The organism is Phytohabitans houttuyneae (genome assembly GCF_011764425.1).
Classification (GTDB): Bacteria; Actinomycetota; Actinomycetes; order Mycobacteriales; family Micromonosporaceae; genus Phytohabitans; species Phytohabitans houttuyneae.
The window spans coordinates 4,372,498-4,394,023 of sequence record NZ_BLPF01000001.1; the positions used below are offsets into that span (position 1 = coordinate 4,372,498).

The window sequence follows — 21,526 nt, forward strand, 5'->3', positions numbered from 1 at the left end:
CTGTGGGCAGGCCGCGCGGGTCCGTGGGGTGTGCCGGGTCGGTCAGTGCGCGCCCGCACCGGTGAGGGAGCGCACCTCCAACTCGGCGTACTTCTGCTCGTCGGTCTCCTTGGAGATGATCGTGCCGATCCAGCCGCAGAGGAAGCCGAACGGGATCGAGATGATGCCCGGGTTGTTCAACGGGAACCACTGCCAGTCGGCGTTCTTGAACATCGAGGTGGGTGCCCCCGACACGACCGGCGAGAAGAACACGAGGACGACCGCGGCGAGCAGGCCACCGTAGATGGCCCAGGTCGCGCCCGAGGTGTTGAACCGCTTCCAGAAGAGGCTGTACAGGATCGCCGGCAGGTTGCCCGACGCGGCGACGGCGAACGCGAGCGCGACCAGGAAGGCCACGTTCAGGCTCTGGGCGAAGAGAGCCAGCACGATCGAGATCGCGCCGATGCCGAACGCGGAGATGCGGGCGACGTTCACCTCTTGCTTCTCCGACGTCTGGCCCCTCTTGATCACGTTGGCGTAGAAGTCGTGCGCGAGGCTCGACGACGACGCCAGTGTCAGGCCGGCCACCACCGCCAGGATCGTCGCGAAGGCCACCGCCGCGATGACCGCGAGCAGTACCGCACCACCCGTGTCGCCGCCGAGGAAGTCGACGCCGAGCGCCTCGGCGAGCTGTGGCGCCGCGGTGTTGCCCGCCGCGTCCTGCTCCCGGATCGCCGCGCCACCGACCAGCGCGGCTGCGCCGAAGCCGAGGGCGAGGGTGAAGAGGTAGAAGGTACCGATGATGCCGATCGCCCACAGCACGCTCTTGCGAGCCGCCCGCGCCGTCGGCACGGTGTAGAAGCGGATCAGGATGTGCGGCAGGCCGGCGGTGCCCAGCACCAGCGCGATGCCCAGCGAGAAGAGGTCGACCTTGTTGTAGAAGGTCTGCTTGGCGTTGTCGGCCACCTCCACGCCGTACCGCAGGCCCGGCTCGAGGAACGCCTCACCCTTGCCGGAGGAGTCCGCGGCGGCGCCGAGCAGCGACGAGAGGTTGAAGTTGAACTTCGCCAGCACCAGCACGGTCATCAGCGCGGCGCCACCCATGAGCAGGAACGCCTTGACGATCTGTACGTACGTGGTGCCCTTCATGCCGCCCACCGTGACGTAGACGATCATCAGGGCGCCGACCATGATGATTGTGGCGATCTTGGCGGCGTCGGCGTCCATGCCGAGGAACGTCGTGCCGGGACGGATGCCCAGCAGCAGCGCGACCAGCGCACCCGCGCCCACCATCTGGGCGATCAGGTAGAAGATCGACACGGTGATCGTGGAGACGGCGGCCGCCGTACGCACCGGGCGCTGGCGCATCCGGAACGCGAGCACGTCGGCCATCGTGTACTTGCCCGAGTTGCGTAGCAGTTCGGCGACCAGCAGCAGCGCGACGAGCCACGCCACCAGGAAGCCGATCGAGTACAGGAAGCCGTCGTAGCCGTACAGCGCGATGAGGCCGGCGATGCCGAGGAACGACGCGGCGGACATGTAGTCGCCGCCGATCGCCATGCCGTTCTGGAAGCCGGAGAACGACCGTCCGCCGGCGTAGAAGTCGGTCGCCGTCTTGGTCTGGCGGCTCGCCCAGACGGTGATCGCCAGGGTGATGGCAACGAAGATCAGGAACAGCGTGATGGTCAGGGTACGGGCGGTGTTGTCGCCCGCCTCGGCCGCGAGGAAGGAGGGGTTCACGCGGCGTCTCCCTTCTCGGAGATCTCGTGCGCGATCTTGTCCGCCAGCGGGTCGACCTGGCGGGCCGCGAACCGCGAGTACAGCCACGCGATCACGAACGTGGACACGAACTGGAGCAGGCCGAAGACGAGCGCCACGTTGATGTGGCCGACGACCTTCGTGTCCATGAAGCCGCGGGCGTAGGCGGACAGGATCACGTAGAGCGCGTACCAGAGAAAGAACGCCACGGTCATCGGAAAGATGAAGCCGCGCAGTGTCTTGCGCAGCCTCGTGAAGTCCTCCGAACGCTGTACGGCGAGGTACTGCTCGCCGGCCGCCGAGGCGGCAGGGGCGGGAGTATCCGTCGTCATGCGAAGTTCACCACCTTCAAAGGCGTAGGCGGGTGTCGGCAGGACCGTAAGAAGGGCGGTACGGACGACGGAACCCGTGATCGCGATCACGGCCTTCGATTGCGCCGAACGGTTGTCTGCCTGCGCCGAGTGACGTGGATCACGCCGCTTACCGGTTGGGCGTCAGCGCAGCTCCCGGTACCGCCCCCGGAAGTGGATCAAGGGGGACGCGTCGGGCCCGACCTCGACCGCCTCGATGGTCGCCTCCACCAGCAGCCCCCAGCCGAACTGCCGCGCCCCGTCAAGCCGGCACCCCACCCAGGTGCCCACATCGGCGGGGACCGGTCCGTACTCCGTGTCGGTCCAGTCGTCTCCCCGGAACAGCCCACCGGGCGCGGGCAGGATGCCGGCGAAGCGGTCCGCGAGCTGCTTGTGCGCGGCGGACAGCGGCGTGACCGCGAACCGCCCCGCGCTGTTGGCCGCTGCCCACAGGTCGGACTCGTCGTCCACGATGCCGAGCAGCCGGCCGGGCTCGCCGCCGGCGACTACGGTGGACGAGACGGTGAGGCCGGCGGGGCCGGGCGCCGTCCACAGCGTCACGGTCGAGGCGAGGCGGCCACGCACCTGGCGTACGGGTGAGCGGGCCGCACCGGGCGTCGCGAAGGGGTCGGTGCCGTGGATCTGCGCCCCGGGCTCGGGAAAGCTCACTCGCCAATCTTCGTTCATGCGCCGTTACGGCTCCCGTCAACCCCGTCCTCCTACCTTGCCGGCCATGAAGGCGAGGATCGGGGGACTACTGCTGGTGGCGGCGCTTCTCGCGGGCTGCGGCTCGGAGCAGGCGGCGCTGCCGGTCGGCGAAAAGCTGCCCCCGCCCCGGCCGGTGGGTGTCGAAGATCCCGCGCCGGCACCGAAGAGCTCGCCCGAGGAGGGTGGGTGCGAGCCGCGGGCCAGCTACCGGCCGCGCGGCGGGCTTCCGGCACCGGGCGCGATGCCGGCCGGCTCGACGATGGCGCGGATCGCGGCCCGCGGCCACCTGGTCATCGGCGTCAGCCAGACCACCTACCTCTTCGGGTACCGCGATCCGGAGTCGGGCGAGATCGTCGGCGTCGACATCGACATCGCGCGGCAGGTCTCCCGGGCGCTCTTCGGCGACCCCAACAAGATCCGGTTCCGGTCGATGGCCGCCGCCGAGCGCATTCCGGCGATCAAGGCGCGTGAGGTCGACATGATCATCAGGACCACCTCGATGAACTGCGAGCGCTGGCGCGACGTCGCGTTCTCCACCTCTTATTACGAGGCGCAGCAGCGCGTGCTCGTGCGGAGCGACTCGAAGGTGCGGGGCATCCAGGACCTCGGCGGCAAGAAGGTGTGCGCCGCGGCGGGCAGCTCCGACCTCGCCAACATCGCCGCCGCACCGTCCGGGCCGGTACCCGTCTCCGCCGTCGAGGTGCTCGACTGCCTTGTGCTGCTCCAGCAGGGCCAGGTCGATGCCGTCTCCAACGACGACGCGCAGCTTGCCGGCTTCGTCGCGCAGGATCCCACCACGCGCGTCGTCGGTCCGGCGATCCGTACCGAGCCGTACGGCATCATGATGTCGCAGTCCACTGTGGACCTAGTCCGCTTCGTGAACGGTGTGCTCGCCCGCATGCGCTCCGACGGCTCGCTCGCGGCGATCTACCGCAAGTGGCTCACGCCGCTCGGCGAGGTGCCCACTCCGCCAGCCGCCGAGTACCGCGACTGATCACCGCTCCGGCGTCACCGCCTGGAGAAGCTCGGGCATCTGGCGGTCGAGCATGTCGCCGACCATGTAGGTGCCCAGCCAGGCCGCACCCGCGCCGTACGCCACACCGGCCGGCGCGGCCAGCCACAGCCAAACCGGCGCGTCGCCGGCGAGCGCGGTGGCCACCACGACCGGGATCGCCACCGCGCTGGCGCCGATCAGGCCGACGATGCCGAGCAGGCTCTTCGCCACACCCGAGCCGGTGTTGATGGCAAACGGGTTGGACGTTTCGGGCAGCGCGTACGCGCCGTGCAGCGACAGCAGCAGGTTGACCGCCAGGCCCGAGCCGTACGCGGCGCCGAGCGAGCCGATCATCACGCCGATCCAGGACGGCTCGCGCAGGAACGCGGCCACCACCGCGGCGATCACGATCAGCAGCGGCCCGATGTACGTGCTGAACGCCATCAGCCGCGCCCGCAGCTCCACCGCCCCCGGCACGCCGGCCACGACGTTCGCCGCGTAGGCGCTGCCGTCGTAGCCGAACTGGTTGGCGAGCGTCGCCGCGGCCAGCACGCCGACGAAGAGCATGGTCAGGCTGATCACGACCGGCGAGGCGGCACCGGAGAGGCCGCCGGATCCGACGTTGATCATCACGGGCATGACCACACCGATCACCGCGAACGTGATCAGGCCGGCCCGCCGCCGCGCGTCCCGCCACCAGTAGCGGGCCTCGCGGGCGACGAGCGCGCCGTACCTGTTGCGGGGCAGCCACGGCATGCTCCGCGGGAAGAGCTGCGCGACGGCCGATGTGCCGGCGGGCACGGCGACCTTTGCCGGCCCGGCGCTCTCCGCGCCGAGCATGGCGGACTCCAGCGTCCGCGACCACCACCGCAACAGCAGCGCGACCGCCGCGGCGGTGATGAGGAGCTTCAGGGGTACCGCCCACGCCCGCCCCTCCACGACGTCGATGCCCATCGTGTACGGCGCGGCGAGCGGGGTCCAGCCGAGCACGCGAGCAGGACCGACCAGCCGTTCCCAGTCCGCGTTTTCGGCCAGCGCCATTACGCCGATCTGCACCGGGCCGATCAGCGCGGCCAGGCAGGCGAGCAGGATCGCGGCCAGGTCGCGCACCCGTCGCGACCGCAGCATGGTGGCGAACGCGCTCGTCACCGCCCGGCTCGCCGCGACGCAGAGGACGAGTCCGGCGACGGTGCCGACGAGCTGCGTAGCCGCCGCACCCCATCCGCCCAGCATGCCGGCCGTGATCACCAGGCCGCTCGTCGCCACCACCGTGGCAAATGCCGGTATGCCGATCATCGCGGCGGCCAGCAGGCCGGTGACGAGCGTGCGGCGGCGCACCGGCAGCAGCGCGAACCTTGCGGGGTCGAGTGTCTCGTCGACGCCGAAGAGGACCAGCGGCAGCAGCACCCAGCCGACCACGAACACCGAGCCGCCGAGCGCCGCGGCCAGGGGCGCCGCCTCGAGGCTGCCGGTGAAGCCCGGCCCGGCGAGCAGGAGGAGGCCGGTGACCGACCACCACAGCCCGAACACGACGCCGAGCAGGAAAAGCACGATGCGCCACGCCTTGCCGCGCATGTTGTTGGCCATCACGCGCAGCTTGAGGCGCATGAAGAGCGCGACCGACGGCTGCCGCGGGGTCACAGCCACGCCAGCTCCTCGCCGGTCGCCGTACGTCCGCCGACCACCTCGACGAACACGTCCTCCAGCGAACGGTCGCCGCGTACCTCTTCGAGGGTCCCGACCCGCTTGATGGCACCCTCCGCCATGATCGCGACGTGGGTGCAGAGGCGCTCCACGACCTCCATCACGTGGCTGGAGAAGATGACCGTGCCGCCGCCCGACACGTACCGGTGGAGAATGTCGCGGATCAGCGCGGCGGAGACCGGGTCGACCGCCTCGAACGGCTCGTCGAGCACGAGCAAGCGCGGCGCGTGCAGCAGCGCGCAGGCCAGACCGATCTTCTTCTTCATGCCGGCCGAGTAGTCGACGACCAGCGTGCGGCCGGCGTCGGCCAGCGCGAGCACGTCGAGCAGCTCCCGCGCCCGCTGGTCGACGACCGTGGGGTCCATGCCGCGCAGCAGCCCGTGGTACGCGAGGAGCTCCGCACCGCTCAGCCGGTCGAAGAGCCGCACGCCGTCAGGGAGCACGCCGAGCAGCGCCTTGGCCCGCACCGGATCGGTCCACACGTCATGACCGAGCACCCACGCCGTGCCGGCGTCCGGCCGCAGCAGCCCCACGGACATCGAAAGTGTCGTGGTCTTTCCGGCGCCGTTAGGCCCGAGCAGACCGTAGAACGAGCCGGCCGGCACGTCGAGGTCGACGCCGGCGACTGCCACCTTCGCATCGAACCGCTTGACCATCCCCCGGACCGCCAGCGCGGCATGTTCAACAGTCGTCACCCGTCTGACGGTAGCCGTTACCAGGTAATGCGCCTCGGTCCGCAAGTCTCCGACCACGTGAGCGATGCCGTGGCCTGCCCGCCGAGAGCGTGCCTGGCCCGGTCGGCTCCGATGTTCCAACTGCGCCAGTCGTGCTCCTCGGCCAGGTCGCGGGCGACGTCGCCGAGCGCGCAGGCGCGCAGTGGCGCCGGGAGGCGGTCGAGCGCGGGCACGGCGTCGGCGGAGAGCCCGGACAGGTAGGCCACGTCGATGCGGCCGGTGTCCTGGTAGCGGGCCACGTTGCGGTCGGCGATGAAGTGGTCCGGGTTGAGCATGGCGAGCCCGATCAGCGCCGCCACACCGCTGCCGATCGCGGCCTGCGGCAGCCAGCTCGCGCGCATCCTGACGCCGGCGGCCAGCACCATCACGAGGACCGAGCCGAGCCACAGCTCGCAGGCGCTGACCAGCACGCGGAGCCGGGTAAAGCCATACGCCTCCTCGTACGTGTGCATCCGGAAGAGCGCGGACGCCACGATCACCAGGCACAGCGCGGCGAGGCTGCCGAGCAGGACCCGGATGAGCAGCCGGTCGCGAGGCGTGGCGCGCGGCGCCCAACGGGCGGCGAGCGCCAGCACGCCGAGCGTGAGCGCGGTGACGACGAGGAGCTGCCAGAAACCGCGCCGCGCATACTCGGCGTAGGTCAGGCCCGCGGTGCGCAGCACGTGTCCCGCGCCGCCGAAGAGCACGGTGAGCTGCACCGCCACGAAGGCGATGAAGATGGCGTTGAGCGCGACAAGCGGCAGGGCCCACTCCAGGCGGCGCAGGCGCACCTTCGCCGGCCGCTCCAGGCCGGCGAGGCGGGGCGGGGCGGCGAGCAGGTATGCACCGCCGAGCAGGCCGAGGGTGGCGAACACGAAGACGTAGAGCCAGCGGGCCAGCGAGGACGTGTTGATCTCGGGGATCACGCGGCCGGCAAGCTCGGCGAAGGCCGCGTCGGCCGAGGCGAAGAGCCCGCCGAACACGAGGACGAGCAGCAGCGAAACCCCGACGGTGGCGCCCACCCGGGCGGACGGGCCGCCACGCCATCTGCGGGCGGCGAGCGCGGCGCCCCGGGCGACCCAGGGCAGGCCGCGCAGTGCCGCCACGGGCACGGCCACCGACGTGACGACAAGCGCGGGCAGGCTGCGGCCGGCGGTCACCGAGAGCGAGGCGGTCACGGCGGCGGTGAGCACGCAGAGCACGAAGAGCCAGCCCGCGGCGCGCACGGTGCCGACGCTGAGCAGCAGCACTGTCGCGACCGTCCACAGTGGTCTGATAGCGCCGGAATGGGTCATCGGTGGCACAGCCGGACCCCGGCCGATCGCGGTGGGCTGTGCCCAGCCGCGCAGCGACAGCGCGGTCAGCGCGGCGGCGCCGGCCAGCCCGGCCACCGCCCACCCGACGCCCGGCCGGTCCAGTGGCACGCTGGCGGCGGCCACCAGACCGGCCATCCCCGTGGCGCCGAGGGCGACCGCGTCGGCCGGTCTGGATGGACCTGGCCAGCGGTGTTCGAGCGCGGTGGGCGGACGCGGCCCATAGACCGGGACGAAGGGGCGCATTGGGGGTGCGCTCTGTATCGCCATCGCTCCTCCTTGTTATTGGGCAGGGTCCACCCGCCCTTGCGCGGCACGCAAGGGCTGAATCGGCGGAATGTCACGCGGGTGTGGGAATGGTGACTCTGATGCGGCAGCCGCTCTTCGCCTCGGACGGCGGGTCGATCGCGGCGATCGTGCCGCCGTGCAGCTCGACGACCCACCGCGCGATGGCCAGTCCGAGTCCGGTGCCGCCGTCGGTGCCGGCCCGCTCGCCGCGGGTGAACCGCTCGAACACCCGGGCCCGCTGGTCCCGCGGTATGCCGTCGCCCTGGTCGAGCACCTCGAAACGGCAGTGGTCGGCCGCCGGCCGGGCGGTCACGAGCACGGTGCCTCCGGGCGGACTGTGGCGGGCGGCGTTGTCGAGCAGGTTGGCGAAGACCTGCCTCAGCCGGTCGGGATCGGCCTGCACGATGCCGGCCGCGTCTGGCACCTGTACCTGAAAATCGACCTGGCGTCCCGCGCCGGCCGCGGTCACCGCGGCCTCCCGGACCACCTCGTCCAGAAACTCGCCGATCTCGAGGTCGACCCGGTCGAGCGGCACCACGCCGGCGTCCAGCCGGGAGAGGTCGAGCAGCTCGGTGACGAGCCGGCCGAGCCGCTCGGACTGGGCCAGCGCCGTGCGCAGGGCGGCGGGGTTGGGCTGCGCGACGCCGTCGACGAGGTTTTCCAGCAGGCCCTGCAGCGCGGTGATGGGGGTACGCAGCTCGTGCGAGACGTTCGCGATCAGCTCCCGGCGCTGCCGGTCGGCGGCCGCGAGGTCGGCGGCCATCTGGTTGAACGCCCGCGCCAGCTCGCCCACCTCGTCGCGGGAGGTGGCCCGCACCCGCCGCGTGTAGTCACCGCGCGCCATCGACCGTGCCGCGGCGGTCATCTCGCGCAGCGGCGAGGTCATGCCGTGGGCCAGGATCTGCGAGGTCACCAGCGCGACGGCGATCGCGGTGAACGACGTGCGGTAAGCGATCCACCCGATCCCCAGGCGAAAGACCACAAGCCCGGCAAAACCGGAGGCGACCAGCAGGATGCCCAGCTTGAGCTTGATCGAACGCACCGGGTCCAGCGGCCGGGGGAGCAGGTCGAGAAGGGCGCTCACGGTGCAACCTCCAGTGCGTATCCGACCCCGTGGACCGTGCGGATGAGGTCGCCGCCGAGCTTGCGGCGCAACGCTTTGACGTGGCTGTCGACGGTACGGGTCCCGCCGGCCGCCGCCCACCCCCACACGTCGGCGAGGAGCTGCGCGCGGGGCAGCACCGTGCGCGGCCGGCCGGCGAGGTGCACCAGCAGGTCGAACTCGGTCGGCGTGAGATGGGCCTCGACGTCGCCCCGCCGGACCCGCCGCTCGGCCTGGTTGATCTCTAGGTCGCCCAGCCGGATCGTGGGCGCGTCTTCCCGTGCCGCGGTGGCCGCCCGCTCGAAGCGGCGCAGCAGCGCGTGCACCCGCGCCGACAGCTCGCGCATGGAGAAGGGCTTGGTCAGGTAGTCGTCCGCACCCACCGCGAGCCCGACGAGAAGGTCGGTCTCGTCGTCGCGCGCGGTCAGCATCAGCACCGGTACGGGCCGCTCGGCCTGGATTCGCCGGCACACCTCCAGGCCGTCGAAGCCGGGCAGCATCACGTCGAGCACGACAAGGTCGGGCCGCATCTGCCGGGCCGCCTCCACGGCACCCGGCCCGTCGGCCGCGATCCGCACGGTGAAACCTTCGGCCCGCAGCCGCGCCGCGACGGAGTCGGCGATCGTACGCTCGTCCTCCACCACCAGAACCCGACGCTCACTCATGTCCGGCACTCTATGCACCGTGCATGGAGAGCTCCGGCGCGAGTTGTGAACAACCTGTGCAGAACCTCGTCAGGCATCGATCACAGACGTAGCGAATCGGGCGCGTGCAGGCGCAGCATCGTCGTGCCGACGTCCGGTGGTGTGCGGCGGCGGGTCGCCAACGATACGGCCACCATCACCGCGAACGCGAGCGGTACCGTCCAGGCCGCCGGCTGCGCGATCAGCGCCGCGGCCCAGCCGTGCAGGGGCGGGCCGAGGATCGTGATCAGGACCGCACCCACGGCCGCGCCGCCGCCCACCAGGATGCCGGCCGCGGCGCCAAGGTCGGTCAGGCGGCGCCACCAGATGCCGAGCACCAGCAGCGGGCAGAAGCTGGACGCCGCCACGGCGAAGGCCAGCCCGACCACCTGGGACACGTCGAGGCTGGCCACGTTGAGCGCGAGCACGACCGGGACGACGCCGGCGACGAGCGCGGCCACCCGGAAGTCGCGCACCGAGCCGCGCTGGCCGGGTCCGCGGTCGCTGGCGTGGGCGAGCACGTCGGTGGAGATGACGCCGGCGACGCTGGTCAGCAGGCCGGAGCTGGACGACAGGAACGCGGCGAACGCGCCCGCCGCCACCAGCGCGGCCAGCAATTGCCCCAGCGGGCCGGAGCCGAGGACCGCCACCGGGAGCAGCAGTACCACCGCGTCCGTGTCGCCGGTCATCAGCAGCTGCGGTGTGTAGACGCGGCCGAGCACGCCGTACAGCGTGGGTAGGAAGTAGAAAAGGCCCACCAGCGCGAGGACGACCAGCGTCGTGCGGCGGGCCGCGGCGCCGTTGGGGTTGGTGTAGAAGCGCACGAGAACGTGCGGCAGCCCCATAGTGCCGAGAAACGTCGCCAGGATGAGGCTGTACGTGCCGAAGAGCCCGCCGGCGTCGTTGCCCGGCAGCAGCCAATCCAGGTTGCGCGCAGTGTCCACACCGGACACATGGGGCACCGGGTCTCCCGCTTGGAACGTGAGCTCCTCCCCGGCCCGTACCTCCTCTGTGGACCCGTCGTGAAGCGTGAGTGTCGCGTCATGCTCGATCACGACGGTGGTCGCGGCGGGAAACGTGAGGCCGTCGGGCGGCGTCACCGGCGGCCGCCCGTCCGCCTGCCAGTGCAAAACCACAAACATCACGGGTACCGCGAGCGCGGTGAGCTTCAGCCAGTACTGGAACGCCTGCACGAACGTGATCGCGCGCATGCCGCCCAGCGCCACGTTGGCGGTGACGACGACGCCGACGAGGAGCGCGCCCAGCTCGTACGGGCCGCCGGTGACGGTGGTGAGTGTCAGCCCCGCGCCCTGCAGCTGCGGCACGAGGTAGAGCCACCCGATGAACACCACGAACGCGGTGGCCAGCTTGCGGAGGCCGCGCGAGTGCAGCCGTACCTCGCAGAAGTCGGGCAGCGTGAAGGCTCCCGAGCGGCGCAGCGGGGCGGCGACGAAGAGCAGGAGCGCGAGGTAGCCGGCGGCGAAGCCCACGGGGTACCAGAGGACGTCGACGCCGTACTTGAGGATCAGGCCGGCGACGCCGAGGAAAGAGGCGGCCGACAGGTACTCGCCGCCGATGGCCGCCGCGTTCCAGGTGGGGCTGACCACGCGCGAGGCGACAAGGAAGTCGGAGGTGGTGCGGGCGAGCTTGAGTCCGTAGAAGCCGATCGCGAGGGTGGCCAGCGTGACCGCGACGATGGCGGGGACGGTGTACGGGTTTCCCATCAGCGTTCCGGCCGGCGGACCACGGCGGTGAAGTCCTGCTCGTTGCGCTCGGCCAGGTGCACGTAGGCCCAGCCGACCGCGACCAGGAACGGGAAGGCGCCGACGCCGAGCAGCAGCCACGGCAGGCTTATCCCCATGACCTTGACGGTGCTGGTGGTCGGCGCGACGGCGAAGAGCAGCGGCAGCGCACCGAGCCCGATGGCCACCACAACCGAGATCCGCAGGGCGAGCGCGAGCTGGGCGCGCACCAGGCCGCGCACGAGCGCGTCGCCGACCTGCGTCTGCTCGGTGAGCTCCGCGCGGACCCGGTCGTGGTCGCGGCGGCGCACCACCTCGGCCAGCACGATCCTGGTCCGCTGCGGCGCGCCGGCGCCGGTGGTGGGCTGCTCCATGACGGGCAGTCTCACCCACCACGCTCCGATGTCAAGCGCCAGGCGGCGGGCACCCTGTGGACAAACGACCACCTGTGGATAACCAGGGAGGCTGTGGATAACCCAGCCCGCCTGTGGATAAACAGATCTTCTAGCGGTTCCAGTCCTGTTTCGCGGCGCGCACCAGCTTGTCCTTCAGCTCGCGCGTGTGGCGGCGGGAGACCGGCAGCTCGGTGTCGTCGACGACCACGACATAGCCCGAGCCGGTCAGGCGCAGCTCGGCGATGAGGCGCAGCTGCACCAGGTACGAGCGGTGGATGCGGACAAACCCGGCATCCGCCCAGCGCTCGGCGAGCGTGGCCAGCGGCACGCGGACAAGGTGCGAGCCGTCGGCGGTGTGCAGGCGGGCGTAGTCGCCCTGTGCTTCGACCCATCGAACCGCCGAGCGGGGCAGCATCCGCGTGGTCCCGGCCAGCTCGACCGGGATCGTCGGGTCCTCCTCGGCGCGGGGGGTGCCGCTCGAGCCGGCCGGCACCACGCGCGAGCTGACCACCCGGCGCAGCGACTCGCCGATCCGCTCGGGCTGCACCGGCTTGCGCACGTAGTCGGTGACGCCGAGGTCGAAGGCGTCGACTGCGGCGTCGTCGTAGGCGGTCACGAAGACGATCGCGGGCGGGCGGGCGAAGCGGCGCAGCACGCGGGCCAGCTCCATGCCGTCGAGGCCGGGCATGCGGATGTCCAGAAAAACCACGTCGACGTCGGTGTCGCGGAGCACCCGCAGCGCCTCGGTGGCGTCGGACGCGGTGTGCAGGCGGCCCACGCGCGGGTCGGTGCGCAGCAGGTAGGCGAGCTCGTCGAGGGCGGGCGGCTCGTCGTCGACGGCGAGTACGCGCAGGAAGGCGCTCACGGGCTCGTCCTGACCGCTGGGTGAAACTTCGGGACTCGCATGCTCACCTTCGTACCCGCTCCGATCCCGGTCTCCACCACCAAGCCGAACTGGTCTCCGAAGACGGAGCGGAGTCGCTCATCCACGTTGGACAGTCCAACATGGCCGGAGTCGTGACTGTCGGCGGCCTCGGCGACCCCGGCGACCAGCACCGCCGGGTCCATGCCCACGCCGTCGTCCTCGACGGTGATGTGGCATTCGGCTCCGGCGTCGCGGGCCTCGATGCTCACCATACCTACGCCCGGCTTTCGCGACAGGCCATGCCGCACGGCGTTCTCCACCAGCGGCTGGAGGCAGAGGAAGGGTAGGCCGACCGGCAGTACCTCGGGCGCGATCTGCAGCCGCACCTGGAGCCGGTCACCGAAGCGGGCCCGCTCGATGGTCAGGTACCGGTCGATCGAGCGCAGTTCCTCGGCGAGCGTCGTGAAGTCGCCGTGCGAGCGGAACGAGTACCGGGTGAACTCGGCGAACTCCAGGATCAGCTCGCGCGCCCGCTCCGGGTCGGTCCGGACGAACGAGGCGATCGCGGACAGCGCGTTGTAGACGAAGTGCGGGCTGATCTGGGCGCGCAGTGCCCGCACCTCGGCCCGCGCCAGCATCTCGCGTGAGGAGTCCAGCTCGGCGAGCGCGAGCTGCGCGCCGGCCCAGCGGGCGGTCTCCAGCGTCGCCTGTACGAGCCCGGGTGCCGGCTGGTCGTCGGCGATGGCCACGAGCGCTCCCGGCGCCGAGCCGTCCGGACCGGACATCGGGGCCACCACGGCGCCGCGCACCGGGCAGTCCACCCGGTCGCAGGGGACCTCGTCCGGGCCGAGCACGGTGGAGCGGCCGGCGTCGAGCGCCTTGCGGGACGCCGCGATGAGCTGTGCGGAGTGGTGCGTGCCGCGCCCGTCGAGCGCCAGCACCGCCTCGTCGTCGACGATCGCCAGCCCGGGCGCGCCGACCAGCGCGCGCAGGTGCCGGATCGCCTTACCGGCGCTGGCCTGGCTGAGGCCGGTGCGCAGCGGGTCGGCGGCGAGGCCGGCGGTGTGCAGCACGTCGTAGGTCGCCCGCTGGGTCGCGGTGGCGATGCTGCGTCGAGCGCGTAGCCGGGCCACCGCCCAGACGGCTGCCGCCAACGCGCTGACCAGCGCGACGACGGCCAAAGCCGAGGAGACGTTCGAACCCACAGCTGTATTCTGCGCGGCCGGATCTAGTAAGCGCCCTTTCGGGCGAGCACGACGCCGACCGTGCGCCAGAGGATGCTCAGGTCGTAGGCCAGGGACCAGTTGTCGACGTAGTACAGGTCGAGGCGCACCGCCTCGTCCCACGACAGGTCGGAGCGGCCGGAGACCTGCCACAGGCCGGTGATGCCGGGCCGGACCAGCAGGCGCCGCCGCACGTCGCCGAGGAAGTCGCCGTCGTCGGCGGGGAGCGGGCGCGGGCCTACGAGGGACATCTCGCCCCACAGCACGTTGATCAGCTGGGGGAGCTCGTCCAGGGAACTGCCGCGCAGGAAGCGGCCGACGGGGAAGACGCGCGGGTCTTCCTTGATCTTGAAGAGCATGCCGTCGGACTCGTTCTGGTCGACCAGCGAGGCGAGGCGGTCTTCCGCGTCGACGTACATCGTCCGGAACTTCCACACCCGGAACGTCCGGCCCTCATGGCCCACCCGCGGCTGCCGGAAGAAGACCGGGCCGCGGTCGGAGAGCTTGATCGCGATCGCGATCGCGACGAACACGGGGATCAGGATCAGCAGGCCGAGCCCGGCGGCGACGCGGTCGAGCAGGTTTTTCGCCAGCCAGCCGATGCCGGAGAGCGTGGGCTCCTCGACGTGCAGCAGCGGCAGGCCCTCGATCGGCCGGATGTGCACGCGCGGGCCGGCGATGTCGGTGAGCTGCGGCGCCACGACAAGGTCGATGCCGGTGCCCTCGAGCTGCCACGCCAGGCGGCGCAGCTCGCCCGGCTCGGCACTGGCCGAACCGCAGACGGCGATCGTGTCGGCGCCCACCTCGCGGACCAGCGTCAGCACGTCACGACCGGAGTGCACGGGCACCGGAGTCTCGATGCCGCGGGCCGCCGCGTACCCATCGGTGATGTGGATGGCGACCGGCACCAGGCCGGCGGACGGGCTGCGGGTGACCGCGGTGTAGACCTCCAGCGTCTCTGGCAGCGTGCCGATGAGCAGCATGCGGTGGCCGGCGTGGCCGGCTCGCTTGCGCACCTGGTGGAGGACGAAACGGGCGAAATAGCGGGCGATCAGGATGAGCAGGGTGGCACCGACGAGCGCGGTGGCCACGGTGAGTCGGGAGAGGTCGGTCTTGGTGGCGAAGGCGAGGAAGGACACGCTCGCCATGACCGTCACCGACGCACGCATCACTCGTTTGAACTCATCGGTGCCGAGGCCGAGGTAGCGGCGGTCGTAGGTGCCGTTGGCCCAGAGCAGGATCAGCCAACCGAGCGGCAGCAGCACGTACGCCACGGTCTTGAACCACGCCTCGTCGGCGTCCTGGAAGCCGGAGACCGCCTGGTCGTACGCACTGATGGAGATGAGGCTGGCCAAGGCGGCCGCCCCGTAGTCGAGCAGGAGCAGCACCGCCGTGTACGGGCGGTGCCAGCGGGACGCGCGTCGTCGGGCGCGGGCCCACGCCGAGCGCGGCACACCGTTGTGTGATGGCGGCGTCGGCGCCTGGATCTCGAAGCTGTCGACGTGGCGCACGGTCTTGCTCCGGCCTGTGTTGGCTACCGGGCGTTGGAGGCTTGTCGTCACCTCACCTACGTCCTCCCGCTTTGCACGTGCCGCCCATGTGCCGTCAGGCTCGGGACTGACCACCGCATCAGTCTCCCATGGTCATCGCGGCGGATCGGTGACCGCAGAGACAATACGCCCCACCGTGATCGAATGGGACCATGGACCGGGCCACTATACCCAGCGTTGTCCACCCGGCATGTGCCCATTGGGTCCGGTTTGCAAAACGGTAGGTCACGCCCATATCGCCTAGCGCACGAGCCGTGACAGTCTGCGATCGGCGAGAGGCTTTCCGCCGGTCTGGCAGGTGGGGCAGTACTGGAGGCTGGAGTCGGCGAACGACACCTCCCGGACCGTGTCGCCACACACCGGGCAGGGCAGCCCGGTGCGGGCGTGTACCCGTAGACCCGAGCGCTTTTCGCCCTTGAGCTCGGCGGCGCGCTGCCCCACCGAGCGGGTCACCGCGTCCGTCAGTACCTCCCGCACCGCCGCGTGCAGCCCCGCCATCTGCTCGTCGGTGAGGCGGGTGGTGATCGCAAACGGGGAGAGCCTTGCGACGTGCAGGATCTCGTCCGAGTACGCGTTGCCCACGCCGGCCAGCACCTCCTGCGAGGTGAGCACGCCCTTGATCTGCCCCTTGCGACTGCGGATCCGCTCGGCGAACGTGTCGAGGTCGGCCGCGAGCGCGTCCGGCCCGAGCCGCGCCACACCGGGCACGAGAGCGGGATCCCTCACCAGGTACGCCGCCAGGCTCTTCTTGGTGCCCGCCTCGGTGAGGTCGAAGCCGGACCCGTCGTCGAGCCGCATGCGCAGCGCGATCGGCCCCTTGCCCGGCTTGAGCGGCGCGGGGCTGTTGAACGAGTCGCGGTAGTGCAGCCAGCCGGCGCGCGCCAGGTGCACCACGAGGTGCAGGTCGTCACCGATCCGCACGTCGAGAAACTTGCCGTACCGGCCGGCGCCGGTGATCTCCTGTCCCGCGGCCGCGGTCGGCGGCGGGTCGTACGTCTTGAGGGCGCTGAGCGCGGCGACCTCGATCCGCTCCACGCGCCGTCCAGCGGCCCGCTCGCGCAGGTACGCGGCGAGGGCCTCCACCTCGGGCAGCTCAGGCATGTGACAAACGGTAGCGGCAATCGGCCGTGTCGATCAGAGGCCGAGCAGGTGCAGTGCGGCGAAACCGTCGTCCGCGATGCGGCGGATCAGCCCGTCGTTGAGGTCACGGTGCTCGTCAAGCACGCCAACTTCACTCTCGGTGATCCAGCGCCACTCCGTGTGCTTGCCCGGCTCCAGTTGAGGGCGGCTCAGGTCGCCGTCGACGCGCACCAGGAAGTCGGTCTCGATGCGCTCGATCCCGTCGTCGCCGGTGTACTGGTACTCACCGACGGAGCCGAGGACCACGGAGACCGTCCAGCCGGTCTCCTCCCGGACTTCACGCCGGAGCGCGTCCTCGATGCTCTCGCCGGCTTCCACATGGCCGCCGACGATGTCCCAAGTATCGGGAAACAGGCGCCGATCGGGTGACCGGCGCTGGATGAAGATGCGCCCTTCGTCGTCGACGATCAAGGCGCCGGCGCAGCGTAGGGGCTCCGTGGGCACGGATCGAATCTATCCACCTGAGTCCTTCGCCGACAGAACACAAGTCTTGTAGTTCTGTCACCACTCGGGTGACCATGTCCGTACGGTGCCTTGAGGGGTGATGTGCGATGCGCGTTCGCGATGCCATGTCCAGTCAGGTTCTCGTAGTTGGCCCCGAGCACACGCTGCGACAGGCCGCCCAGATGATGTCCACCCGCCGGATCGGTTCGGCGATCGTGATTGATCCCGACTCTGAAGGGGTCGGCATCATGACGGAGCGTGACGTTCTTAACGCCATCGGCCGGGGGCTCGACCCGGACGTTGAGCACACTTCTGCCCATTTGACGTGGGACGTGGTCTATGCCAGTCCCGACTGGACGCTCGAAGAGGCGGCGGTGGCGATGGCCCGTGGTGGGTTCCGTCACCTCGTGGTGTTGCAGGAGAGCGAGGTGCTGGGGATCATTTCAGTCCGCGACATCATGCGGGTCTGGGCGCAGCAGCACACCGCCAGCAAGGTCTGACCGCGTCCCACGAAAGAGCACTACACCCTATATCTGTGTCGTGGTGATCAACTGCGGTACGTACGCTGTGCAACCATGACCGCCGAGCAGCTGATCTCCTTCGCCCGTGGCGCGCCGTCGCTGGACATCGTCGATGTCGAGGGACTCAAGGCCGCCGCCGTCCGCGCGTTCGACGCCGATCCCGGCGGGATCACCGCGTACGGGACGTCCGTCGGTTACCCGCCCCTGCGCAAGTGGATCGCCGACAAGCACGGCGTCTCCGTCAACCAGGTGCTGGTGACGAACGGCTCGCTCCAGGCCGACGCGTTCCTCTTCGACTACCTTGTCGGGCCGGGGGACGCCGTGGTCGTGGAGCGGCCGACGTACGACCGGACGCTGCTCAACCTCCGCAACCGGGGCGGCGAGATCCACGCGGTCACGCTCCAGCCCGACGGCATCGATACGGACGAGCTGCGCAAGCTGCTGGAGTCCGGCGTACGACCCAAGCTGGCGCACATCATCCCGAACTACCAGAACCCGGCCGGTGTCACGCTCTCGATGGCCAAGCGCGAGGCGCTGCTCCAGCTCGCCACCGAGTACGAGTTCACGATCTTCGAGGACGACCCGTACGTCGACATCCGCTTCCGCGGCGAGGCGCAGCCCTCGATGCTGTCGCTCGACGAGACCGGCGTCGTCGTGCACGCGTCCAGCTTCACCAAGACGGTCTGCCCCGGCGTCCGGGTCGGCTACCTCGTGGGGCCGGCGCCGCTGATCGGCGACATCGCGAAGCGGGCCACCAACCTGTACATCTCGCCCGGCATGGTGGCGCAGGCGATCGTCCACCAGTTCTGCGTCTCCGGCGACATCGACCGTTCGATCGAGACGGTCAAGGCCGCTCTCGGCGAGCGGGCCGGCGTGCTGGCCGCCGCGCTGCGCGAGCACATCCCGGGTGTGCGGTTCACCGAGCCGGACGGTGGCTACTTCCTGTGGATCGAGCTTCCGGACGACGTGCGGGCCGACGACGTCTTCACCGCGGCCGCCGAGCGGGGCGTCGCCGTGGTCAAGGGCAGCGACTTCCTGCTTGAGGGCGGGGAGCACGCGCTGCGTCTCGCGTTCTCCGCGGTGACCGTCGACCAGATCGAAGAGGGCGTACGCCGGCTCGCCGCCGCTGTCCAAGCCGTCCGGGGATGAATCTTCTGTCGGATTTCTGACAATGCGCCATCGTCGCCGGCCCGGGGTTCCCCTCGGGCCGGCTAAAGGATCACAATGCTGCGAGCAAGCCGGTCTTTCCAGCGCTGCTAAGCGCGTCGCGGGCCCGCGACGCGCTTGACGGCGCCCCGCGGAACCTGTCGCGAGGTTGACCCCATAAGCAAAACCCCCCGCCCCCATCGGCGCCGGGTGGGCCGCTCGCACCCCCACCCCCCGACGCGGCCGGTCCACCCGGCGCCTCAGCCATAAGCCGCTCCACATCCCTCCCCGCGATCAGGGCGTCTCTCGCGCTGTCACACCGGCGCCAGGGGCGCCCTGATCACGGTGATCAGGAACGCGTTGCGCTGAGACCGGCGGGGCCCGTGATGCATAGGAAGATGGATGTATGGCGGATGAGGGTGCCCCGCGCACGGACGGGGCAGGGCGGCCGCTGGCCCGCACCTGGACCGCACCGGTCCGGCGGGCGATGACCAGGATGCTGAGCCCGGTCGATGGGCCGGCCCGGCACGAGCACGCGCCCCCATCCGGTCGGAGCGCGATCGTCGACTGCGCCCTGTACATCGACGGCGAGCGGCAGCCGGGCGAATGGCAGTACGCGGAAGCGCTGGCCGCGGCGCGTCGTGAGCGCCAGCGGCACGCGTTCGTGTGGCTGGGACTGCATGAGCCGGATGCGGCCGAGATGGCCGACATCGCCGAGACGTACGGGCTGCACGAACTGGCCGTCGAAGACGCCGTCAAGGCCGGGCAGCGGCCCAAGCTGGAGCAGTTCGGCGAGGTGAGCTCGCTGGTGCTCCGCACCGCCCGCTACGTGGGCAAGGGCGAGCTGACCGAGACGTCCGAAGTGGTGGAGACCGGTCAGGTCATGCTCTTCATCGGGCCCGCCTTCGTGATCACGGTGCGGCACGGTGACGCCTGCCGGCTCACTCCGGTACGGGCCAACCTGGAGAGCAAGCAGGATCTGCTGATCCAGGGACCGTGGTCGGTGGCGTACGCGGTGACAGACCGCGTCGTCGACCTCTACGTCGAGGTGGCCGACCAGGTGGAGGTGGACCTCGACCTGCTGGAGGCGGAGGTCTTCGCCCGCAACTCACACGGCAGCATCCAGCAGATCTACCAGATGAAGCGGGAGCTGGTGGAGTTCAAGCGGGCGGTGGTGCCGCTGCAGCGTCCCCTGATCACGCTGACCGCGCAGGTCAACCGCGACGTGCCGAAGGAGATCCGGCGCTACTTCCGGGACGTTCAGGACCACCTGACCCGCACCGTCGAGCAGATCAACTCCTACGACGACCTGCTCAACTCGGTGTTGCAGGCGCGGCTGGCGCAGGTGACCGTGGACCAGAACAACGACATGCGCAAGATCGCGGCATGGGCCGCCATCGCCGCGGTGTGGACCGCGATCGCCGGCATCTACGGCATGAACTTCAAGCACATGCCGGAACTCGGCTGGACGTACGGCTATCCGGTGGTGTTTGCGCTGATGGTCAGCATCTCGCTGGGGCTCTACCGCTTCTTCCGCCGCAACGGCTGGCTCTGAGCGCCGAGGAGGGCCCGGAAGCCGGGCCCTCACTGCGGCGGCTCAGTGACGGCCCTTTGTCGAGTCGACCACGCCGTCAAGCGTGGCGGTGTCGACGGTCCCGTTCATCGACGGGTCGGCGGCCCCTCCGGTCTTCTCGTCCGCGTTGGCCGCGACCGGGTCCATCGCGTGGCTGGGGTCGTACTCCTGCCACTGCTGCTGCTTGCGGCGGCGCATGACCAGCGCACCCGCTGCACCAACGGCGGCGCCGGCGGCCAGCAGTCCGGCAAGCATCGGCCAACGCCTGCGGGACATCCGCGACTCCTTCTTGGGCGACACCGCCCGCATCTTCGTGGCGCCGGCCTTGCGCGCCTTGCGCCCGGCGCGCTTGGTGGTGCGGCCGGCCTCACGGGCGCCCTCGGCGGCGGCCGCGGCCAGCGGTGCCAGCGTCGCCATCGTGGACTCCCATCCGCTTGACGCGCTCTCCTTGACCCGGTGCGCGCCATCGGCTGCCTTGGGCCCCATCGTCGCGCCGACGCCGCCCGCAGCATGCGTGGCAGCCTGCATGAAGTGATCGAAACTCTCGCCCAGCTCAGCCTTTACCAGCTGGCTGCGCGTTTTACGCCGCGCCAATCCGAGCACCGATACCCTCCTCCTCGCATCTTTTCTCCGTGCTATGCCCGTATCGCGTGCAAACGACACAGGCAAGCGCCCGACGGGGAGACCGTTCTCTCACCGTCATCCTGCCTCTTCGGATGCCTTCGCAGTGCCGGAACGGGCACATGGGAGGATCCGCATGGAACTGACCAACAACTGAGGAGTACCCGTGGCTGACGCTCTCTACGCCACCCTGCACACCAACCACGGCCCTATCCGGTTGGAGCTGTTTCCCAACCACGCGCCGAAGACGGTCGAAAACTTCGTAGGGCTCGCAAAGGGCACGAAGGCCTACACCGACCCGAAGACGGGTCAGCCGGGCTCGGGGCCGTACTACGACGGCACGCTTTCGCACCGCGTGATCAGCGGCTTCATGATCCAGCTGGGTGACCCGACCGCCACCGGTCGCGGTGGGCCGGGCTACACGTTCGCGGACGAGATCCACCCCGAGCTCAGCTTCGACAGGCCGTACCTGCTGGCCATGGCGAACGCCGGCCCGGGGTACAACAACCAGGGCACGAACGGCTCGCAGTTCTTCATCACGGTGAGCGCGACCCCGCACCTGAACCGGAAGCACACGATCTTCGGCCAGGTCGCGGACGAGGCGTCGGCGAAGGTCGTCGACTCGATCGCGAACACCCCGACCGCCCCCGGCGACCGCCCGGTCAACGACGTCGTGATCGAGCGCGTCGAGATCGAGGGCTGACAGGTACCTTT

At 70.5% G+C, this 21,526-nt stretch carries 20 protein-coding genes and 1 pseudogene; 5 read left to right on the forward strand and 16 right to left on the reverse strand.

Translation table 11 applies throughout. The annotated features are described in order from the left end of the window. Positions 1-42 precede the first annotated feature (42 nt). The 3 genes and pseudogenes from Phou_RS20115 to Phou_RS20125 form a co-directional block, all read right to left on the reverse strand. Positions 43-1,719, reverse strand: a complete 1,677-nt coding sequence (locus Phou_RS20115) for a monocarboxylic acid transporter (protein ID WP_173057436.1) — start codon at positions 1,717-1,719, stop codon at positions 43-45. Beyond that, the gene (locus tag Phou_RS20120; protein WP_173057437.1) at positions 1,716-2,069 is read right to left on the reverse strand and encodes a DUF485 domain-containing protein; all 354 of its coding nucleotides are present in this window, start codon (positions 2,067-2,069) and stop codon (positions 1,716-1,718) included. The genes Phou_RS20115 and Phou_RS20120 overlap by 4 nt, the downstream gene beginning before the upstream one ends. Before the next feature lie 162 nt (positions 2,070-2,231). Further along, positions 2,232-2,744 (reverse strand): annotated as a pseudogene (locus tag Phou_RS20125) (flavin reductase family protein); the annotation flags it as partial. Positions 2,745-2,820: 76 nt separating this feature from the next. On the opposite strand from Phou_RS20125, the gene Phou_RS20130 reads away from it, so the two are divergent. Further along, a complete protein-coding gene (locus tag Phou_RS20130) occupies positions 2,821-3,789 on the forward strand; it encodes a glutamate ABC transporter substrate-binding protein (protein ID WP_173057439.1) in 969 nt (322 codons plus the stop codon). Here Phou_RS20130 and Phou_RS20135 read toward each other — a convergent pair whose 3' ends face one another. The 12 genes from Phou_RS20135 to Phou_RS20190 form a co-directional block, all read right to left on the reverse strand. Then, positions 3,790-5,397 carry an ABC transporter permease gene (locus Phou_RS20135; RefSeq protein ID WP_173058651.1) on the reverse strand — a complete coding sequence of 536 codons (1,608 nt, stop codon included), beginning with the start codon at positions 5,395-5,397 and terminating at the stop codon, positions 3,790-3,792. Between the two features lie 29 nt (positions 5,398-5,426). Beyond that, entirely contained in the window at positions 5,427-6,149 is a 723-nt protein-coding gene (locus Phou_RS20140; protein WP_173058654.1) for an ABC transporter ATP-binding protein, read from the reverse strand. Between the two features lie 56 nt (positions 6,150-6,205). Further along, positions 6,206-7,789: a DUF4153 domain-containing protein gene (locus tag Phou_RS20145; RefSeq protein ID WP_173057440.1), complete on the reverse strand. Its 1,584-nt coding sequence runs from the start codon at positions 7,787-7,789 to the stop codon at positions 6,206-6,208. Positions 7,790-7,859: 70 nt separating this feature from the next. Next, the gene (locus Phou_RS20150) at positions 7,860-8,891 is read right to left on the reverse strand and encodes a HAMP domain-containing sensor histidine kinase (RefSeq protein ID WP_173057441.1); all 1,032 of its coding nucleotides are present in this window, start codon (positions 8,889-8,891) and stop codon (positions 7,860-7,862) included. Next, the gene (locus Phou_RS20155; RefSeq protein ID WP_173057442.1) at positions 8,888-9,574 is read right to left on the reverse strand and encodes a response regulator transcription factor; all 687 of its coding nucleotides are present in this window, start codon (positions 9,572-9,574) and stop codon (positions 8,888-8,890) included. The genes Phou_RS20150 and Phou_RS20155 overlap by 4 nt, the downstream gene beginning before the upstream one ends. Positions 9,575-9,654: 80 nt before the next feature. Continuing rightward, a complete protein-coding gene (locus tag Phou_RS20160) occupies positions 9,655-11,316 on the reverse strand; it encodes a sodium/solute symporter (RefSeq protein WP_173057443.1) in 1,662 nt (553 codons plus the stop codon). Further along, on the reverse strand, positions 11,316-11,708 hold the full coding sequence (locus Phou_RS20165) for a DUF485 domain-containing protein (protein WP_173058657.1): 393 nt from the start codon (positions 11,706-11,708) through the stop codon (positions 11,316-11,318). Before Phou_RS20165 ends, Phou_RS20160 begins: the two co-directional genes overlap by 1 nt. Before the next feature lie 130 nt (positions 11,709-11,838). Further along, positions 11,839-12,594: a LytR/AlgR family response regulator transcription factor gene (locus Phou_RS20170; protein WP_173057444.1), complete on the reverse strand. Its 756-nt coding sequence runs from the start codon at positions 12,592-12,594 to the stop codon at positions 11,839-11,841. Further along, a complete protein-coding gene (locus Phou_RS20175; RefSeq protein WP_173057445.1) occupies positions 12,591-13,799 on the reverse strand; it encodes a sensor histidine kinase in 1,209 nt (402 codons plus the stop codon). The genes Phou_RS20170 and Phou_RS20175 overlap by 4 nt, the downstream gene beginning before the upstream one ends. A 23-nt stretch (positions 13,800-13,822) precedes the next feature. Next, positions 13,823-15,328, reverse strand: a complete 1,506-nt coding sequence (locus tag Phou_RS20180; protein WP_173057446.1) for a sugar transferase — start codon at positions 15,326-15,328, stop codon at positions 13,823-13,825. 279 nt (positions 15,329-15,607) lie between these two features. Continuing rightward, the gene (locus tag Phou_RS20185; protein WP_173057447.1) at positions 15,608-16,468 is read right to left on the reverse strand and encodes an Fpg/Nei family DNA glycosylase; all 861 of its coding nucleotides are present in this window, start codon (positions 16,466-16,468) and stop codon (positions 15,608-15,610) included. Between the two features lie 33 nt (positions 16,469-16,501). Beyond that, the gene (locus Phou_RS20190) at positions 16,502-16,951 is read right to left on the reverse strand and encodes an NUDIX hydrolase (protein WP_173057448.1); all 450 of its coding nucleotides are present in this window, start codon (positions 16,949-16,951) and stop codon (positions 16,502-16,504) included. Positions 16,952-17,058: 107 nt separating this feature from the next. Here Phou_RS20190 and Phou_RS20195 point away from each other — a divergent pair, with 107 nt between their 5' ends. From Phou_RS20195 to corA, 3 genes are all read left to right on the forward strand, one after another. After that, positions 17,059-17,451 carry a CBS domain-containing protein gene (locus tag Phou_RS20195; RefSeq protein ID WP_173057449.1) on the forward strand — a complete coding sequence of 131 codons (393 nt, stop codon included), beginning with the start codon at positions 17,059-17,061 and terminating at the stop codon, positions 17,449-17,451. A gap of 75 nt (positions 17,452-17,526) precedes the next feature. Further along, entirely contained in the window at positions 17,527-18,621 is a 1,095-nt protein-coding gene (locus Phou_RS20200; protein WP_173057450.1) for an aminotransferase-like domain-containing protein, read from the forward strand. A 403-nt stretch (positions 18,622-19,024) separates the two neighbouring features. Then, on the forward strand, positions 19,025-20,173 hold the full coding sequence (corA, locus tag Phou_RS20205) for a magnesium/cobalt transporter CorA (RefSeq protein WP_173057451.1): 1,149 nt from the start codon (positions 19,025-19,027) through the stop codon (positions 20,171-20,173). Positions 20,174-20,215: 42 nt separating this feature from the next. Here the strand turns inward: corA and Phou_RS20210 are convergent, their stop codons facing one another. After that, a complete protein-coding gene (locus Phou_RS20210; RefSeq protein ID WP_173057452.1) occupies positions 20,216-20,719 on the reverse strand; it encodes a hypothetical protein in 504 nt (167 codons plus the stop codon). A 259-nt stretch (positions 20,720-20,978) separates the two neighbouring features. Here Phou_RS20210 and Phou_RS20215 point away from each other — a divergent pair, with 259 nt between their 5' ends. Then, positions 20,979-21,515: a peptidylprolyl isomerase gene (locus Phou_RS20215; protein ID WP_173057453.1), complete on the forward strand. Its 537-nt coding sequence runs from the start codon at positions 20,979-20,981 to the stop codon at positions 21,513-21,515. The last annotated feature ends 11 nt before the right edge of the window (positions 21,516-21,526 follow it).

What these genes read in the sequence shown, in the direction of transcription:
- Phou_RS20120 (WP_173057437.1), bottom strand. Translation starts at nt 2,069, where the DNA reads ATGACGACGGATACTCCCGCCCCTGCCGCCTCGGCGGCCGGCGAGCAG.
- Phou_RS20130 (WP_173057439.1), top strand. Translation starts at nt 2,821, where the DNA reads ATGAAGGCGAGGATCGGGGGACTACTGCTGGTGGCGGCGCTTCTCGCG.
- Phou_RS20135 (WP_173058651.1), bottom strand. Translation starts at nt 5,397, where the DNA reads ATGCGCCTCAAGCTGCGCGTGATGGCCAACAACATGCGCGGCAAGGCG.
- Phou_RS20140 (WP_173058654.1), bottom strand. Translation starts at nt 6,149, where the DNA reads ATGGTCAAGCGGTTCGATGCGAAGGTGGCAGTCGCCGGCGTCGACCTC.
- Phou_RS20145 (WP_173057440.1), bottom strand. Translation starts at nt 7,789, where the DNA reads ATGGCGATACAGAGCGCACCCCCAATGCGCCCCTTCGTCCCGGTCTAT.
- Phou_RS20155 (WP_173057442.1), bottom strand. Translation starts at nt 9,574, where the DNA reads ATGAGTGAGCGTCGGGTTCTGGTGGTGGAGGACGAGCGTACGATCGCC.
- Phou_RS20160 (WP_173057443.1), bottom strand. Translation starts at nt 11,316, where the DNA reads ATGGGAAACCCGTACACCGTCCCCGCCATCGTCGCGGTCACGCTGGCC.
- Phou_RS20165 (WP_173058657.1), bottom strand. Translation starts at nt 11,708, where the DNA reads ATGGAGCAGCCCACCACCGGCGCCGGCGCGCCGCAGCGGACCAGGATC.
- Phou_RS20185 (WP_173057447.1), bottom strand. Translation starts at nt 16,468, where the DNA reads ATGCCTGAGCTGCCCGAGGTGGAGGCCCTCGCCGCGTACCTGCGCGAG.
- Phou_RS20195 (WP_173057449.1), top strand. Translation starts at nt 17,059, where the DNA reads ATGCGCGTTCGCGATGCCATGTCCAGTCAGGTTCTCGTAGTTGGCCCC.
- Phou_RS20200 (WP_173057450.1), top strand. Translation starts at nt 17,527, where the DNA reads ATGACCGCCGAGCAGCTGATCTCCTTCGCCCGTGGCGCGCCGTCGCTG.
- corA (WP_173057451.1), top strand. Translation starts at nt 19,025, where the DNA reads ATGGCGGATGAGGGTGCCCCGCGCACGGACGGGGCAGGGCGGCCGCTG.
- Phou_RS20210 (WP_173057452.1), bottom strand. Translation starts at nt 20,719, where the DNA reads ATGCAGGCTGCCACGCATGCTGCGGGCGGCGTCGGCGCGACGATGGGG.